The 16,518-nt window shown below is 61.2% G+C and carries 16 protein-coding genes and 1 tRNA gene; 3 read left to right on the top strand and 14 right to left on the bottom strand.

The window, feature by feature from the left end:
• Positions 1–110: 110 nt before the first annotated feature.
• Positions 111–653 carry a Dps family protein gene (locus CLV85_RS06975; protein ID WP_100388826.1) on the top strand — a complete coding sequence of 181 codons (543 nt, stop codon included), beginning with the start codon at positions 111–113 and terminating at the stop codon, positions 651–653.
• Between the two features lie 56 nt (positions 654–709).
• Here the strand turns inward: CLV85_RS06975 and CLV85_RS06970 are convergent, their stop codons facing one another.
• Positions 710–1,954 (bottom strand): glycosyltransferase, encoded by a 1,245-nt coding sequence (locus CLV85_RS06970; protein ID WP_100388825.1) that lies wholly within the window; start codon positions 1,952–1,954, stop codon positions 710–712.
• Positions 1,955–2,083: 129 nt separating this feature from the next.
• On the bottom strand, positions 2,084–3,025 hold the full coding sequence (locus CLV85_RS06965; protein WP_100388824.1) for a DMT family transporter: 942 nt from the start codon (positions 3,023–3,025) through the stop codon (positions 2,084–2,086).
• Between the two features lie 40 nt (positions 3,026–3,065).
• Between CLV85_RS06965 and def the strand changes: the two genes are divergently transcribed.
• The gene (gene def / locus CLV85_RS06960; protein WP_100388823.1) at positions 3,066–3,629 is read left to right on the top strand and encodes a peptide deformylase; all 564 of its coding nucleotides are present in this window, start codon (positions 3,066–3,068) and stop codon (positions 3,627–3,629) included.
• 63 nt (positions 3,630–3,692) lie between these two features.
• Here the strand turns inward: def and CLV85_RS06955 are convergent, their stop codons facing one another.
• Genes CLV85_RS06955 through CLV85_RS06940 form a run of 4 tightly spaced genes read right to left on the bottom strand, consistent with a single transcriptional unit; the run spans position 3,693 to position 6,719 of the window.
• Positions 3,693–3,998 (bottom strand): AzlD domain-containing protein, encoded by a 306-nt coding sequence (locus tag CLV85_RS06955; protein ID WP_100388822.1) that lies wholly within the window; start codon positions 3,996–3,998, stop codon positions 3,693–3,695.
• Positions 3,995–4,723, bottom strand: coding sequence for an AzlC family ABC transporter permease (locus tag CLV85_RS06950; protein WP_100389294.1), 729 nt, complete (start codon positions 4,721–4,723; stop codon positions 3,995–3,997). The genes CLV85_RS06955 and CLV85_RS06950 overlap by 4 nt, the downstream gene beginning before the upstream one ends.
• A 29-nt stretch (positions 4,724–4,752) precedes the next feature.
• A complete protein-coding gene (locus CLV85_RS06945; RefSeq protein WP_100388821.1) occupies positions 4,753–5,418 on the bottom strand; it encodes a response regulator transcription factor in 666 nt (221 codons plus the stop codon).
• Positions 5,415–6,719, bottom strand: coding sequence for a sensor histidine kinase (locus CLV85_RS06940; protein ID WP_100388820.1), 1,305 nt, complete (start codon positions 6,717–6,719; stop codon positions 5,415–5,417). The genes CLV85_RS06945 and CLV85_RS06940 overlap by 4 nt, the downstream gene beginning before the upstream one ends.
• Between CLV85_RS06940 and CLV85_RS13340 the strand changes: the two genes are divergently transcribed.
• Complete coding sequence (locus tag CLV85_RS13340; protein ID WP_147433355.1) at positions 6,707–6,895, top strand: hypothetical protein; 189 nt, start codon at positions 6,707–6,709, stop codon at positions 6,893–6,895. The genes CLV85_RS06940 and CLV85_RS13340 overlap by 13 nt on opposite strands.
• Positions 6,896–6,938: 43 nt before the next feature.
• Here the strand turns inward: CLV85_RS13340 and CLV85_RS06935 are convergent.
• The 8 genes from CLV85_RS06935 to dnaG form a co-directional block, all read right to left on the bottom strand.
• A tRNA-Asn gene (locus CLV85_RS06935) sits at positions 6,939–7,011 on the bottom strand.
• A gap of 51 nt (positions 7,012–7,062) precedes the next feature.
• On the bottom strand, positions 7,063–8,085 hold the full coding sequence (locus CLV85_RS06930) for a lactonase family protein (protein ID WP_229820264.1): 1,023 nt from the start codon (positions 8,083–8,085) through the stop codon (positions 7,063–7,065).
• Positions 8,072–8,893 (bottom strand): ABC transporter ATP-binding protein, encoded by an 822-nt coding sequence (locus CLV85_RS06925; RefSeq protein WP_229820266.1) that lies wholly within the window; start codon positions 8,891–8,893, stop codon positions 8,072–8,074. The genes CLV85_RS06930 and CLV85_RS06925 overlap by 14 nt, the downstream gene beginning before the upstream one ends.
• 1 nt (position 8,894) lies before the next feature.
• Positions 8,895–10,574, bottom strand: coding sequence for an ABC transporter ATP-binding protein (locus tag CLV85_RS06920; RefSeq protein WP_100388819.1), 1,680 nt, complete (start codon positions 10,572–10,574; stop codon positions 8,895–8,897).
• On the bottom strand, positions 10,571–11,599 hold the full coding sequence (locus CLV85_RS06915; protein WP_100388818.1) for an ABC transporter permease: 1,029 nt from the start codon (positions 11,597–11,599) through the stop codon (positions 10,571–10,573). Before CLV85_RS06915 ends, CLV85_RS06920 begins: the two co-directional genes overlap by 4 nt.
• A 2-nt stretch (positions 11,600–11,601) precedes the next feature.
• Positions 11,602–12,696: an ABC transporter permease gene (locus CLV85_RS06910; RefSeq protein WP_100388817.1), complete on the bottom strand. Its 1,095-nt coding sequence runs from the start codon at positions 12,694–12,696 to the stop codon at positions 11,602–11,604.
• 108 nt (positions 12,697–12,804) lie between these two features.
• Positions 12,805–14,427, bottom strand: a complete 1,623-nt coding sequence (locus CLV85_RS06905) for an ABC transporter substrate-binding protein (protein WP_100388816.1) — start codon at positions 14,425–14,427, stop codon at positions 12,805–12,807.
• A 160-nt stretch (positions 14,428–14,587) separates the two neighbouring features.
• Positions 14,588–16,495: a DNA primase gene (gene dnaG, locus CLV85_RS06900; protein WP_100388815.1), complete on the bottom strand. Its 1,908-nt coding sequence runs from the start codon at positions 16,493–16,495 to the stop codon at positions 14,588–14,590.
• Positions 16,496–16,518 lie beyond the last annotated feature (23 nt).

Raw genomic sequence — 16,518 nt, 5'->3', positions numbered from 1 at the left:
CACGCCACTTCGCGCGCAATACGTGATCGATAGGATGCCCGTGACGTGCACTCAGCTTCCTCTCAAGCAACGTTGAGCCGGCGTCAAACCAACGCTCGTACGGTTGCACCATGACTGATTCACAGAAAGCGCAGACCACGGGTCCAGCCAAATCTGGGGCTCGCAAGACCCGCCAGCAGAACGCTGAGCACGGCTTCACGGCATCTAAAGGTTTAGCCGATCGCATGCAGCAGATACTCGTTGACCTGCTGGAACTCCAGCTTCAGGGCAAGCAAGCGCACTGGAACGTCGTCGGCAAGAACTTCCGCGATACCCACCTCGTGCTCGACGAAATCATTGATGCCGCTCGCGGCTTCAGCGACACGATCGCCGAGCGGATGCGCGCCCTCCACGCCACGCCTGATGGACGCAGCGACACCGTTGCCGAAACCACCACGCTTCCTGCATTCCCCGCCGGCGAGGTCAGCACCACCGACACCATTGACTTGCTTACCGAGCGCCTTGAGGGCACGGTAGCGACGATCCGCGAGGTGCATGACCCGATCGATGAAGAAGACCCGACAAGCGCTGATTTGCTTCACGGCATCATCGAGACGCTTGAACAGTACGCCTGGATGGTGTCGGCCGAGAACCGCACCCCCGCAAAGAAGTAGGCTCCACGCCTACACTCACGAGCCGATTGCTGTGGCTCCCACGAGAGCGTCTCCTGTTAGGAGGCGCTCTCGTTCTTTTTGCCTAAGGCAGCAGGGTCGGTGACCTGTTCCCCGCGGTACATGCTCTCGAAGGTGTCGAGAGTGCGCTGAATGTCGTGAGATGCGACAATCGCGAGACTTTCCTTCTTGAACTTGAGAATTTCCTCCGGCGCCATTGTTAGCACCGTCGTGAGCTTCGCGGCCAGGTCTTCGACGTTGCCGGGCTCGAAGAGAAAACCGTTTTCACCGTCGTGCACGAGATGGGGAAGCGCCATGGCGTCAGCGGCCACGACCGGCAGACCGGAAGCCATCGCTTCCATCGTGGAGATGCTCTGCAACTCAGCGATCGAGGGCATAGCAAAGACAGAACCGCGCTGAAGAGCATCCCGCAGCTGATCCTGTTCAACGAAGCCGGTGAGCGTGACTCGATCTTCGAGACCGAGCGACTGCGCTAGAGCACGAAGTTTGCCCTCAAGCTCTCCCCCGCCCACAATCTCGAGCTTCGCATTCAGCGCGGGATCCATGATCGAGAGAGCTTTGATCAGGCGATCGATCTGCTTCTCTTCCGAAAGTCGGCCCAGGAACACGATGAGGTTCTCCGGCTTTGGGTCGAGGTTGCCGTTGTAGCCGTCTGCGTTGATTCCGCAGGAAACGGCGACGACGTTGCGCACCTTCGTGTTGGCTTCAAGATACTCAGCAGCACGTCGCGTCGGAGTCGTCACGCTTTCGGCGCGAGCGAACGATCGCCCGGCAGCTTCCCATCCCATCCGGATCGCTTTGCGGCGCATGAATTTGGGGATGATGTAGGCGTGGTCAAGCAGGTTTTCGGGCATGAAGTGGTTCGTGCCGACGAGACGAATACCGCGCTTGCCGCCTTCGAGCGTCATTCCGCGGCCGACAATAATGTGCGACTGAAAATGAATGACGTCAGGCTTCACCTGATCGAGAATTCGGGCCGAGTTCTGCTTCACGCGCCACGGCATCATGAAGCGCAGCCAGGGATGGCCGGGCCAACGCCAGGAGTACAGACGGTGCAGAGTCATTTTCTGACCCTCGTGTTCCTCCACCATCGTTCCCAACGTCTTGTTGGAGTACGACGGCGCCACAATGTGCACGTCATGGCCCCGCTCAGCAAGGCCGGCGGCGAGCCGCGCAATAAACGTCGCGGCACCGTTGATCTGGGGCCAAAAAGTGTCAGCGCCGATCAGGATGCGAAGTCGCGGTTTGCCCTCGTGGGGCGAGCGTTTCACAGCGGAAGTCACAGTCGAAGATTTCCTTAACAGTTGTGCGTTATGAGCCACTCGTTTACGACCCGGTCAGGTCAACGGCATCTAATAACGTACCCCACGACGCCCGTGTGGGCGGGGCGCTGAGCCGCAGACTCCGAAATGCTACGACTTGATTTGCGGATGATGCTTCGAGAGTGAAAACACGCCGAAAATAGCAATCGCGCCCGTGATCACAAATGCAATCACTGCCCAGAGCGGTGCATCCGCCGCTTCACCCAACACGAGGATGCCGACGGTGACCGCCACGAGAGGGTCAACGACCGTGAGTCCAGCAACAACGAGATCGGGCGGGCCGGAAGCGTAGGCCGTCTGCACAAAGTAGGAACCGAGCAACGACGCGACGATGAGACCGACGATGCAGAGGATGGTCAAGAAGTCTGTGCTCTCGAAGCCGGAACCTGAGATCACAATCGTTTTGACGCGGTCAATGACGACCTTCGCGAGTGTTGCCACGAAACCGAAGAGCATTCCCGCGCCCAAAATGTAGAAGATCGGCGAGGCATTCTTGCGGAAGATGAGGAACAGAACAATCCAGGCGGTCAACACGACTGCCAGAATGATGAGTACGAGCGAGAGTTCACGCTGAGTGACAACCGTCGACTTTGCGAACATTGCAGCGATCCCGACAAAGACGCCCACTCCGACAACGCACATCACAATTGCGCGGATGGAAATCGCATCCAGTCGCACTTTGGCGATGCGCGAGTTCATGATGGCTGTCATCACGAGGGCAACAGCGCCGAGCGGCTGAACCACCATGATGGGTGCGATAGCGAGACTCGAGAGCTGAAACACGATCGCTAGGCCGAGAAACGCAGTGCCGATCACCCACGACGGGCGAGCAAGCAACGCCTTGATCTGAGAAAAATTGAGACCGGTACTGGCTTCACTGCCATGCGTCTCTTCCATGCGTGCGACGCCGCGGTGTTGGAATTGCGCGCCCAGTGACAGCAAGATTGCCCCGATCAGGGCCAGCGGGATTCCGGCAACCTGAAGCGGGGTCAGACTGATCTGATCGGTGAGGTCAAGAATGTCTGGCGGCACCCGTCAAATGTACTGGGTTAACTCGGGATATTCTGGGCACATGGCCGTTCTTCCCATCATCATCACCGGCGAACCGGTGCTCCATACTCCCGCGAATCCGGTAACGGCCTTCGACAGTGAACTCGCGACCCTCGTGGCCGACATGTTCGAGACGATGGAAGAGGCGCCCGGCGTCGGCCTTGCCGCCCCGCAGGTAGGCGTAGGGCTGCGCGTCTTCGTCTACGACTGGATCGATGAGAACGACACGCTCTGGCGCGGCGTCGCCATCAACCCCGAGTTGTGGCAGAGCCCGCTCCCCGTGCTCGACGCTGACGAAGCGGATGAAGAGGGTTGCCTCTCTATTCCTGGCGAACGGTTCCCGCTCATCCGTTCCGACCGCGTCATCCTGCGCGCCCTTGATCTCGACCAGAAGCCTTTCGAAATTGAAGCGTCTGGCTGGCTGGCGCGCATTTTCCAGCACGAGTACGACCACCTCGATGGCGTCTTGTATGCCGACCGTTTGCAGGCTCCGGATGCCAAGGCCGCTGCGAAGGCGATCCGCAAGCAGGGCTGGGGTCAGCCCGGCCACTCGTGGTTGCCCACCGAGGAACAGCTCGACGCCTAAGCACGACGCAGCGCAAAGCAACGCAACCGCGCCACCGAACAGCGCTCTCCGTCTGCAGCGCCCCTACGTCAGCGCCCGAATGCCGGCTGCCACAAGCGCGGCCGCGATGATCACAACGATAAACGGCACCCTGAGGGCGAAGAGCACGGCGGCCACCGCGACAGCAGGGAGCCGGGCATCCACTTCGAAGCCGCGGGCTGAACCGAAAGTCTGCACTACGATCAGCGCCGCCAGTAGAGAGACCGTCAGCAGGTTCGCGAGCCTCGCCACCGTGGGTTTTTCGGCCCACGCGGCGGGAATCATGAAGCCCGCGAGTTTCAGGGCGAGCACAGCGATCGAGGCGATCAGAATGATGTGCCAGACAGTCATCGCTCCCCCATCGGATCGGGTTCTGCTTCCGCGAGGTCACTCTCGCGCGTTCCCAGCCAGTTCGTAAGGCCCACGGCGACAGCCACGAGAGCCGCAGCGAGCACGGGCAGTCCCGCGGGCAGAACAGGCATGAGCACCGCGGCGACGATCGCAGCACCAACCGCGACCACGACGGGTTGCAGTTGCTTCAATCGTGGCCACAAGAGACCGAGAAACGCTGCGGCGGCCGCGGCATCCAAACCGTACTGACTCACGTCGCCGAGTTGGTCGCCGATGAGCGCCCCAATCAGCGTCGTGAGGTTCCAGCCGACGTAGATGATGGCTCCTGTCCACCAGAAGCCCGCACGCTGGCTTACCAGAGTGGGTTGAGCGGTGGAGACGGCGGTGCTCTCATCGATAGTCCAGTGGCCCGCCAGCAGCCGCTTGGCGACGCCGGGGCCGATCATCGGAGCCACTCGCAAGGCGTACAGCGAGTTGCGGGCGCCCAGCAGCACTGCACTCGCGATCGCGGCGCCGCCGGCTGCCGTGCCACCCGTCGCGAGCACACCGACGAGCGCGAATTGAGAGCCGCCCGAGAACATCAGCAGGCTGAGCACGCAGGCTTGCCAGACATCCAGTCCAGCCGCTACGGCCAGCGCGCCAAAGGAAATTCCGTACGCTGCAACGGCAAGGCCCACCGCGAAGCTCGAACGGATGGCGGCCGATACTTCCGGAGAGCGTGCCACGCGCCCAGCGCCGTGCGTGATGCCGCCCGTCACACCGCCCGCCCCAGCGACACGAGCCCGGTCTCGTAGGCGATCACCACGAGCTGCACGCGGTCTCTAGCGGCAAGCTTCGACATGATGCGGGAGACGTGAGTTTTCGCCGTGAGGGGACTCAAGAAGAGTTTGGTGCCTATCTCTGAGTTGGTGAGCCCCTGGCCCACGAGAGCCAGCACTTCACGTTCACGTTCGGTGATCGCCGACAGGATGGCATCGTCGACGGCGACATGAGAGCCGCGAGCGAAACGTTCGAGAAGTCGCTTGGTGACGCCGGGGCTCAAGAGAGCATCGCCAGACGCTACAACGCGAACCGCCCGAATCAGTTCAACAGGTTCGGTGTCTTTCACCAGAAAGCCGCTGGCGCCAGCACGGATCGCACGAGCGACATACTCGTCCACCTCGAACGTTGTCACGACTACGATGCGCGTGTCAGCGAGTTCGGGGTAGGTCGCGATCTGTTCCGTAGCCCACAGACCATCGCCCTCGGGCATCCGAATGTCCATCAGTACAACGTCGGGATGTTCACGACGAACGACCTCGATGACCTCGGTGCCAGTGGCCGCTTCGCCCACGACTTCGATGCCCTCTTCGGCATTGAGAAGGCTAGTGAAGCCGGCCCGGATCAGCTGCTGGTCATCGGCAATAACAACCCGGATCATGCGGATGCCGAACGGCGCGGAATTCGAGCCGTCACCACGGTGCCGCGCGGCGCACTCTCGCGTACCGTCAGTGTGCCGCCGAGAAGTTCAGCTCGCTCTCGCATGCCCACCAGCCCTCGTCCCTCTGTGTGACCGTCGGTGTCGATGCCAACACCGTCATCGGCAATAGTAACGAGATAGTCGTCGCCCTCGACCGTCAACGAGACGACAGCGGAGGTCGCGGAGGCATGCCGCACCACATTGGTGAGGGACTCTTGCACGATGCGATACAGCGCCAGCTGAACGGCCGCGGCAGTGTGCTCGGAGATCTCTGACGTGAGATCGACCTCGATGCCTTGGGCGCGCACCGAATCGACGAGGCTCGTGAGGCGGGAAAGATCGGGCTCCGGAACGAGCGGAGCGTCAGCCGGGCCGCCGTCGCCCGAATCCGCGTCGTCGCTCCGCAGCATCCCCAGCAGCGATCGCACTTCGTCGAGCGCTTCCTTGCTCGAAAGTTTGATGCTCGCGAGTGCTTCCTCCGCCTGTTCCGGCTGCTTGTGCATGAGGTGAAGACCGACGCCGGCCTGCACGTTGATTTGGCTGAGCGAGTGCGCCAACACGTCGTGCAGTTCGCGCGCAATCCTGGTGCGCTCGGCCCGCAACTCTTCTTCTCGACGACTCGCAAAGGCTGTATGGAAATGCTCAAGCTGTTCACGCCGCCGACGGTTAGCTTCGGCGAACCCGAGCACAAAGAGCAGACCGATGGTCGTCGGCACAACACGGTGCGGGTCCAGCTCAATGCCGACGACGAGCGCGGCAAGAAGCGTCGCCTCCCAGACCACGATCATCGACACCCAGGTCCACGTGCGTGCACCGTGCGAGATCGCGATGACAATCGCGAACGCGAGGGCGAGGTAGGGCGCCGACAGCACCGAGTAGCCGATGAGAAAATCTGCAGCGGCTAGGGCTGAAATCACAGCGATTAGCGGCCCCGGATACCGACGGATCCACATCAGCAGCAGCGGGCCGACGATAGACAACGCGATGGCGGCGATCGCTCCGGCGCCGATACTGCTCAGCTCGAGAACAGTGCTAAACGGCAATACGGATGCCGCATCACCGAACTCTGCGTAGGCGCCAGTCCAGATGACGCCCATGATCGTGATGGGCACCTGCACCAGCAGCGAGATAACGACGGGAATCCACCGCCGCAAACGACGAGACCGCGGCGATTGCGACGCACTGCCACCCGTGCCGTTCAAGAGAGCGTTGAGCATCGCATTCGATGCGCGCGGTGTTGAGCGACGGGATGACGAAAGCATTCCTTGATGGTAGTTGCGGCGGCCAGCAAGCGCGTCGGCCGGGCGGCGCAGGTGGCGCTACTCCCGGCGGAGTAGAGCGCATCGATCGAGGCACGGGCGCAATCGACACGGCGCAAAAACTCGCCGACGATGTCGCCAAGAAGCGCCCTACGGGATGCCGCCTGAAAGCCGTCTGAAAAGCACAAAGTCCCGGCCACCGAAGTGGCCGGGACTAATCTGCTCCTCGACTTGGACTTGAACCAAGAACCTACGCATTAACAGTGCGTTGCTCTGCCAATTGAGCTATCGAGGATCGCTGTGCGACTCGACTACTTTAGCAAATGATTTGGCACTTCGAAAACCATCAGGCGATTCGAGCGAGGTATGTCGGCGATAGAACCCTCGTGGGGGCAGTAATTAACTGAGGAATCCCGTTGTCATCAATTCTAAAACTCGCGATTTCGTTCGAAAATTGATTAGACACATGAAGGATGCCGTCGCTGAGAATCATGTGACGGGGCCAATTTCCCTCGCACGATACCGCCGTGAGCGGAGCAACGCTGCGGCCATCTTCGGCAATGGTGAGAACGGCGATCAGGTTGCTGTGACGCACGCCGACATACGCGTGGCGGGCGTCATCCGAGATCGCGATTGCTGCCGCTTGATCGCCCTCAACCGCGCCGGGAAGCGCGATGGAACACAGCTTGTGCAGCTGGCGGTCTTTCCACTCGAACACCATGAAGCCGCAGCCGAGCTCTCCCAGCACGTAGAACAGGTTGCCCGGGCGCGCGACAATGTCTCGCGGACCGAAACCGGCCGGCAACGCGACCTCATCGGTCTGCTCGAGCGCAAAGTTGCCGTAGCTGAAGATGCGGATGCGATCGGCGCCCAAATCGAGCGAGAACACGGTGTGGTCATCCACAAACAGCGATGAATGGGCGTGAGGGCCCTCTTGTTGCGGGCGCGGCCCTAAGCCAGTGGTTTCGACGACCTGGCGAGTCTCGAGCGCTCCGGAAGCCCCGCCCGCGTCAATGACGCCCAATGTGCCCGTGCCGTAGTTGGCGGCGATCACGGTGCCGCCGTTGACGGTGATGTGGCAGGGGTACTGCCCGCCGCTCGCGGTCAGGCTTGCTTCGCTGAGTGTTTCACCGTCGCGATCGAACGCCGCGACCTGACCCGATCCCTCAAGCGTCGAGTAGACCTTGGCTCCATCGACCACAAGGAAGGATGCCGAAGGAACCGCTGCTGCCAGGTGCGAGAGTTCGAGAGAACCATCAGCACGGCTGTGCATGACCGAGATACCTTCTGACTCACATTCCATATCGGGGCCGAAGCCCCCGACGAGCCACGTCGAAGCGGCAACAGGGGTTACGTCAGGCGTTGTCACGGTGCAGCTCCAGAAGTGAGTCGGCTAGCCCCTTCACGTAGGGGTGCCAGGGGTTGTCAAGAACGGCATCCAGTTCACCGATGCCAACGAGGATGCCGCGGTGCATCACCGCAACATTCGTCGAGACTCGGCGAACAGCTGCGAGGTCAGCGGTGACCAGTAGCGCCGAGAACGAGCGTTGCGCTTGAAGATCGACAATGAGATCGAGGATGGCAGCGCGCACGTTCACGTCGATGCCCGCCGTCGGGTCATCAGCCACGAGTAGCTGTGGCTCCAAGATCATGGCGCGCGCAATCGCTACGCGCTGACGCTGACCCTTGCTGAGTTCAAATGGGTAGCGATTCATTACCGACAGCGGCAAACGCACGGTGTCGATCAGCGTGGCGACTGCTTCTGCGGCCTCGATCTGGTTGAACCGACGGTCGCGCACAAAGATCGGCTCGGCGATGTTTTCGCCCACCGTCAGTCGACCGTTGAGATTGTTTCCGGCATCCTGCGGCAGATAGCCCACCTTGACGCTGAGACGATCACGCTTGCGGCGACTGACGTTGCGAAGGTCAGTGCCCAACACCGTGAGCTCTCCGCCGCTGAACAGCGGCGAACCGTACGCACCAGTCTCAGCGTGCAGCGCGACTGCTTTGGCGAGAGTGCTCTTACCCGAGCCACTCTCGCCAACGACAGTCAGCACTTCTCCCGCACCGATCTCAAAACTCAGTCCGTTAACGGCGACCGAACGTGTTTCAGGGTTGCGAGACGGGTAGCGCAGCGAAAGATCGCGGGCGCTCACCGTGGGCTGAGTGGAAGTCACCTCAATAATCTACGGCAGTCAGCGCCCGCAGCGCTTCCCTTCGTTCAGTCTGTTCACGCGGGTCGGGCACCGGCAGCGATGCCAGCAGCCGTTGAGTGTACGGATGTTGCGGATTTCCGAGCACTTCGGAACCCACACCTTCCTCCACCAACTGCCCCTTGTAGAGCACCGCGATGCGATCCGAGAGCATGTCGACGACGGCGAGATCGTGGCTAATGAAGAGGGCCGCGAAGCCGAGGTCTCGTTGCAATTCGGCGAACAACTCGAGCACCTTTGCCTGAACCGACACGTCGAGCGCGCTTGTCGGCTCGTCTGCGATTAGCAGTCGTGGCCGCAAGGCAAGGGAGCGTGCGAGGCTTGCGCGCTGACGCTGACCTCCGCTGAGTTCGTGCGGGTAACGGTCTCCAAACGCGCGCGGCAACTGCACTGCTTCGAGGAGTTCATTGACCCGCCCGCGGGCGTCATTGGCATCTTCCGCCTTGCCGTGCACGATCAGTGGTTCAGCAACACACTGCGCGATCGTGAGCAGCGGATTGAAACTCGATGCCGGGTCTTGAAAGACGAATCCGATATCGCTGCGCACCGGCCGGAACTTGCGCTCCTTGAAACCCAACATTTCGTGCCCAAGCACTGAGAGCGATCCACCGGTGATCTTGTTCAACCCACCGATAGCGCGACCAATCGTGGTCTTGCCTGATCCGCTCTCCCCCACGAGCCCGAGCACTTCGCCCGGCGAAATGGTGAAGCTAACGCGGTCGACAGCCCGGAACGGAGCTCGACCGAAACGGCCGGGGAACTCGATCTCAAGGTTGTCGGCGATGACAATCGCGTCGGCATCCTTCTCTCCGCCAGCGGCAGCACGGTCAGCCACGCGAGCAGCCGCTCGGGATGCCCCCGAACCGATGCGAGGAACGGCGGCCAGAAGCTTCTGCGTATACGGATGCTGGGCAGCGTCGAACAATTGCTGCGCTGGTGCTTCTTCCACCAGTTTGCCCTGGTACATGACAGCGACGCGGTCAGACAGGTCGGCCACGATTCCCATGTTGTGGGTGATCAGGATGATCGCCGCCCCGAACTCGTCGCGGCAGCGGCGGAGGAGATCGAGGATCTCCGCCTGCACCGTCACGTCGAGCGCGGTCGTGGGCTCATCGGCCACGATCAGCTCTGGCTCGAGCACGAGCGCCATCGCGATGACCACGCGCTGCTTCTGCCCACCCGAGAACTGGTGAGGATAGTAATCGACACGCTTATCCGGTTCTGGAATACCGACCTTGCGCAGAATCTCGATTGCCTTGGTGCGAGCGTCACGCTTGCTCACGTTGCCGTGCGCACGAAGGCCTTCTGCAATCTGCCAGCCGACGGTGAACACCGGGTTGAGCGCGGTCGAGGGCTCCTGAAAGACCATCGCCACATCTACGCCGCGCAGCTCACGCAGTCGCTTGCCCGACATCCCGATGACCTCTTTGTTGTTGAGCACGATGGCCCCGCGAGACACCGCAGTTTCGGGCAACAGCCCGAGAACGGATTTGGCGGTAACGCTCTTGCCGCTGCCGCTCTCCCCCACGATCGCGAGCACCTCGCCGGGAGCGAGGCTCAGCGAGACGTCATCTACTGCTTTGACATCGCCACCATCGGTCGCGAACGTGACTTCAAGATTCTTGATCTCGACAATGTTGCTCATGAGCGAGCCTCCAGCGGGTCAATCGGATTCGAATCGTCGTCGAGGTCGACCGTCGAAAGAGCGGCGGTTTCGAGAACCGGCGCCGACTGGTCGGCACGACGTCGAGTGCGCAGTCGTGGATCAGCGAGGTCGTTGAGTGACTCCCCCACCAGAGTGATTCCGAGCACAACAAGAACAATCGCAAGCCCCGGGAACAGCGAGGTCCACCAGATGCCACTCGTGACATCCGAAATCGACTTGTTGAGGTCGTAGCCCCACTCTGCTGCAGCCGATGGCTCGATACCGAAACCGAGGAAGCCCAGACCAGCGAGCGTCAGGATCGCCTCGGAGCTGTTGAGCGTGAAGATCAACGGCAGCGTGCGTGTTGCGTTGCGGAACACGTGACGGAACATGATGCGCGGAGTACTCGAGCCAATGACCTTCGCCGATTCGACGTAGGCCTCCGACTTGATGCGCACAGTTTCGGCCCGGATGACGCGGAAGTACTGCGGGATGTAGACAACCGTGATCGACACGGCCGCCGCGAATACGCCGCCCCAGAAACTCGACTGACCACCGCTAATCGCGATCGCAGCCACAATGGCCAAGAGCAGAGTCGGGAACGCGTACACAGCGTCGGAGATAACCACGAGCACGCGGTCGATCCAGCTACCGAGGTAACCCGACACGAGACCGAGCAGCACGCCGGCAAAGATCGACAGGGCCACCGCAACGACGATCACGAGAACCGCGGTGCGCGATCCCCAGATCACGCGCGAAAGCACGTCGTAGCCGCCCACCGTGGTGCCCAAAATGTGCGCGCCACCGGGAGGTACTTGCGCACCGAAAGCGCCGTCGTCGTCGCGCAATTGCGAGAAACCGTAAGGAGCGAGCAGCGGCGCGAAAAGTGCCGTCAGCAAGAAGATGCCGGTCAAGATGAGCCCAGCGACGAGCATGCCGCGCTGGAGTCCGACCGACTGACGAACCTGCCGAACAATCGGCAACTTGCGCCACACAGCCACAAAACGTGAGGGTGTCGTCGTCATGATTAGTACCTCACCCTCGGGTCGATGATCGCCGCAACTATGTCGACGATGAAGTTGGTGAGGGCAACGATGACGGCGAGCAGCACCACGATGCCCTGTACCGCGACGAAGTCACGAGCCCCCAAGTACTCGACGAGCTTGAAGCCGAGGCCCTTCCACTCGAAGGTGGTTTCAGTCAGCACCGCGCCTCCCAGCAGGAGCGCGATCTGCAAACCGATCACGGTGATGATCGGGATCAACGCGGGCTTGTAGGCGTGCTTGCGCACGAGGCGGTATTCGCTCACGCCACGGGAGCGGGCGGCATCCACGTAGTCCATCGAGAGCGAACCGATAACGTTCGTGCGCACGAGGCGCAGGAAGATGCCGGCGGTCAGCAATCCGAGAGCCAGTCCAGGAAGCACGGCGTGCGAGAGCACATCGCCAATCGCTGCCGGGCTGCCCAGACGGAATGCATCGATGAGATAAATGCCGGTCTTGTCTTCGAGAGTGCTCAACTGCAGTTCCGTGCGAGTGGATGCGCGGCCCGCGACGGGCAGCACCTTCAGCCACACGGCAAACACAAGCTTGAGCAAGAGCCCCGCGAAGAAGACCGGAGTCGCATACGCGAGGATCGCGGCGACGCGGAGGACCGCATCCGGCCACTTGTCACGGAAATATGCCGCCACCATGCCGAGCGGGATACCCACGATGAGCGCCACGAGAACCGCGTAGAACGCGAGCTCGAGCGTGGCACTGCCGTACGTGACGAGCAACTCGGAAACGGGGCGGCCGTCGGTGATGGCGGTGCCAAAGTTACCGGTGAAAACCTGGCCCAGGTACTCGAAGTACTGCACCAGAATCGGGCGATCGTAGCCCGCGGAACTAATGCGCTCTGCCAGCTGAGCCGCAGTGAGCCGCCCACCGAGGGCGGCAGTGATGGGGTCACCGATCGAGCGCATCAACACGAACACCATCGTCACAAGGATGAACACGGTCGGAAAAATGAGGAGGAAACGAACTATAAGAAAACGAGCAAGAGGATTTGTGATCCCCCACGAACGCCGGGTGGGCGGTTCTGACGGTGCCGGATTGATCACGGCGGAAGCGGACTGCGACATACCTACCTATCGTGCAGAGAACGAAGACGAGGAGGTGACCCGCATTGTGTGCGGGCCACCCCCGTTCGTCATAACGCTAGGCCGAGGCCTAACTGGAGCGAGTTACTCCTATTTGGCCAAGCTGCCGTAGCGGAACTTGAACGAACCGTCGAGCGTAGCTCCGGTAACGTCCTTGCCCGTCACAGCGATTTGCGCTCCCTGAAGGAACGGAACGGTCGACAGCTCAGCTGCAACCTTCGCCTGAATGTCCTCGATCATTCCCTCGCGCGTGGCGGGGTCGAGTTCGGTTGCCTGAGCCACGATTAGATCGTTGACTTCAGCATCCGCGTAGTGGTTTCCGAGGAAGTTACCGTCACCGAAGAACGGGGTGAGGTAGTTGTCAGCGTCGGAGTAGTCCGGGAACCAACCGAGCTGGTAGGCGGGGTAAGCATCTGCCGTGCGCTCCTTGGCGTACGTTACCCACTCCGTCGACTGCAGGTTGACTTCGAAGATTCCTTCAGCCTCAAGCTGGCTCTTAACCAAGGCGTACTCATCACCCGAGGACTCACCGTAGTGGTCAGGGTTGTACTGAAGGTTGAGCTTCACAGGAGTCTCAACACCGGCATCGGCGAGGCGCTGCTGCGCTGCGTCAACGCTCGGGCCGCCGTCGCCGTCGCCGTAGAGGTCCTTGAGAACCTCGGTAGCGCCGGTCAAGCCGTCGGGAACGTAGGAGTACAGCGGCAGGTAGGTGCCCTTGTAAACCTGGTCGGAGATTTCCTGGCGGTCGAGAAGGTCAGCAACCGCACCGCGAACGGCGAGCGACTTAGCTTCGTCAGCCTCAGGAGTCTTCGCGCCGAACGGCTGCGTGTCGAAGTTGAAGACGATGTAACGGATCTCTCCACCGGGGCCAACAATCACGTTGACGTTGTCGTTGCCCTCGAGGTCAGCAACGTCGGTAGCAGACAGGCTGCGGTGCGCGACGTCAATGTTGCCCTCTTGAACATCGAGCTTCAGGTTCGAAGCGTCGGTGTAGTACTTCAGCGTGATGCTGTCGGTAGCCGCGGCACCAAGAACGCCCTGGTAGTCGGGGTTGGCCTTGAACGAGACGATGTTGTTGAAGTCGTAGCTGTCGATGACGTACTGGCCAGCGAAAGCCATGCCATCCACGATCTCGTCGTCGGGGGTAATCGAGTCAGCCGAGAACACTTCTTCATCGACGATCGGCGCAGCCGGGCTCGACAAGATCTGAGCGAACGTCTGGTCGTTACCATTCTTCAAGTTGAAGACCACGGTGGTGTCATCGACGGCGTCAACGCTGTCAATGTTGCCCAGAAGAACCGAAGGGCCATTCTCGTCATTGATCGCGACCTGGCGGTCGAAGCTGAACTTCACGTCAGATGAGGTGAGGTCATTGCCGTTTGCGAACTTGAGACCCGACTTGAGTACGACCGTATATTCGTCTTCGCTCGTGTACTCAGCGGACTCGGCGATGTCAGGTTCAACATCGGAGGTGCCCAGCGGCGAGTTGAGCAGGAACGGGAACACTTGGTTCATCAGTGCAAACGAACCGTTGTCGTACGAACCAGCCGGGTCGAGGAACGTGACCTTGTCAGTCGTGCCCACGATAAGCGACTCGGAACCGCCACCGCTGGAGTCTCCCCCAGCTTGGCAACCAGTCAAAGCGAGCGCGAACGCTGCTGAGCCGGCAACTACAGCAAGGATTCGCTTGCTGTTCTTGGATGCGGATGTCATATCCGTCTACCTCTTCCTGTTGCGTGCAGAAAATGCGACGGCGCGTTTGTAGGCGCCGCGCATCGTAGTTCCTCAGTAGTAACACACGAGGAAGCTTCGAGACTAGGTCGTATACCCGCGATTGGGGGATATTTACACGAACGCAACCAAAGAGCAGCGGTTAGGTTTCTTCGCGGAGCGCACGGCGATCCGCTTCAATCCTCATCAGATCGCGCTGGGTCTGCACGTAACGTTCCGGGTCGCTCTCGCGGTCCATGCGCTGGAGGACACCGAGAAGCTCCCTCTTTTGGCGCAAGAAGTCGCGCTCGATGAGGTCAGTCGTGACCTGAACGCAGTACACCGCGATGCGTTCTTCACGCTCGGGAATCGGTGCAACGCTAAGCTGCTTGACGAAAGTCGAGAACGACGACGGCACTTCGTCGGCGACGGCGGATGCCCAACCGGGTTCGAGCGCGCGATCCACGAGAGAAGCAATGGCGTCGCGCACCACCGCGAGTGACGGCTCGGCGATCGAGATCTGCGTGAGCTTGCCGATGAGCTCGGCGCCCACGACATCCGGATGCTGCAGCACCGCCATGAGGGTGTCTCGCTCGAGCCGCGTAATCGCGTCTACCTTCAAGCTCATGATCGAGGGACCAGCCTGTGCTGGCGCCTCACCGAAGCCCTCTGGCGGGGACTGGGAAGACGACTCGGACTGCGACTGCTGCGGCGCCTTCGGCGGCCCTGACGGGGCTGCAGTGCGTTTTGCGGCGGTCACAGCGTTCTGCACCTCGGTGGGCTCCATACCGAGCCAACCCGCAACACTGCGCACGTAACCAATACCCAAAGCAGAATCGCGGATACCCGCGACCACCGGGGCCGCAGCACGCAACGCCGCAACGCGGCCCTCGACAGTTTCGAGGTCGTGCACGGCCAACTCGCGGCGAATCTTGAACTCAAACATGGGCTTGCGAGTGGTGACAAGACGGCGCACCGCACCATCGCCCTTCTTCAGACGCAAATCGCAGGGGTCGAGGCCGTCGGGCGCCACAGCAACGAAGGTTTGCGCAGCGAAACGGTGCTCTTCGGCAAAGGCGCGGTTGGCGGCCTTCTGGCCCGCTTCATCCGGGTCGAACGTGAAGATGACTTCACCCGTCGCCGTGGTGTCAGCGTTGTCGTAGTCGCCGATCATGCGGCGCACGATCTTGATGTGGTCCACACCGAACGCCGTGCCACACGTGGCGACAGCGGTCGTGACGCCCGCAAGATGGCAGGCCATGACATCCGTGTAGCCCTCGACCACAACAATCTGCTTGCCGCGCGAAATGTCTTTCTTGGCAAGATCGAGCCCGTAGAGCACTTGGCTCTTGTGGTAGACCGGCGTCTCGGGAGTGTTCAGGTACTTGGGGCCTTTGTCGTCGTCAAGCAGTCGCCGAGCGCCAAAGCCCAAGGTCTGACCGGTGACATCACGGATGGGCCACACCAGGCGCCCGCGGAAACGGTCGTAATAGTCGCCTCGCTCCCCCTTGCCGATGAGGCCGGCAACGACGAGTTCTTCTGAGGAGTAGCCCAGCTTGTTGAGGTGCTTCATGAGCACGCCACCGCGAGGCGCAAAACCGATGCCGAAGCGCTCGGCAGCAGTCTGATCGAAACCACGTTCGCCCAAAAAGCTGCGGCCGGGTGCTGCCTCGGGGCTCGCGAGCTGGGCGACGAAAAATTCGGATGCCGCCTGATTGGCCGCCAAGATGCGCGCGCGATTGCCGTGATCGGTGGCCGCGCCGCCATCCTCGTAGTGAAGTTCGTAGCTAATGCGGCCAGCGAGGCGCTCAACGGCCTCGGAGAACGAGACGTGATCCATGCGCTGCAGGAAGGTGTAGACGTCGCCGCCTTCACCGCATCCGAAGCAGTGATAGAAGCCCACTTGGGGTCGCACGTGGAAGCTGGGGCTGCGCTCCTCATGGAAAGGACACAGGCCCTTCATAGAGCCGGAACCGGCGCTCTTGAGGGTGACGTAGTCGCCGACGATATCGGCGAGGTTCGTGCGCGAACGCACCTCGTCGATATCGCTTCGTTTAATCAGGCCAGCCACAATCGCAATTCTAGGCCGACCGG

This window comes from Salinibacterium amurskyense (genome assembly GCF_002797685.1).
Classification (GTDB): Bacteria; Actinomycetota; Actinomycetes; order Actinomycetales; family Microbacteriaceae; genus Rhodoglobus; species Rhodoglobus amurskyensis.
Note: the sequence above shows the minus strand (reverse complement) of the source record. Positions and strands in the feature narration are given on the sequence as shown.

Coding starts and splice junctions, on each gene's coding strand:
- CLV85_RS06975 (WP_100388826.1), top strand. CDS start 111: ATGACTGATTCACAGAAAGCGCAGACCACGGGTCCAGCCAAATCTGGG.
- def (WP_100388823.1), top strand. CDS start 3,066: ATGGCCGTTCTTCCCATCATCATCACCGGCGAACCGGTGCTCCATACT.
- CLV85_RS06955 (WP_100388822.1), bottom strand. CDS start 3,998: ATGACTGTCTGGCACATCATTCTGATCGCCTCGATCGCTGTGCTCGCC.
- CLV85_RS06945 (WP_100388821.1), bottom strand. CDS start 5,418: ATGATCCGGGTTGTTATTGCCGATGACCAGCAGCTGATCCGGGCCGGC.
- CLV85_RS13340 (WP_147433355.1), top strand. CDS start 6,707: ATGACGAAAGCATTCCTTGATGGTAGTTGCGGCGGCCAGCAAGCGCGT.
- CLV85_RS06940 (WP_100388820.1), bottom strand. CDS start 6,719: ATGCTTTCGTCATCCCGTCGCTCAACACCGCGCGCATCGAATGCGATG.
- CLV85_RS06920 (WP_100388819.1), bottom strand. CDS start 10,574: ATGAGCAACATTGTCGAGATCAAGAATCTTGAAGTCACGTTCGCGACC.
- CLV85_RS06915 (WP_100388818.1), bottom strand. CDS start 11,599: ATGACGACGACACCCTCACGTTTTGTGGCTGTGTGGCGCAAGTTGCCG.
- CLV85_RS06910 (WP_100388817.1), bottom strand. CDS start 12,696: ATGTCGCAGTCCGCTTCCGCCGTGATCAATCCGGCACCGTCAGAACCG.
- CLV85_RS06905 (WP_100388816.1), bottom strand. CDS start 14,427: ATGACATCCGCATCCAAGAACAGCAAGCGAATCCTTGCTGTAGTTGCC.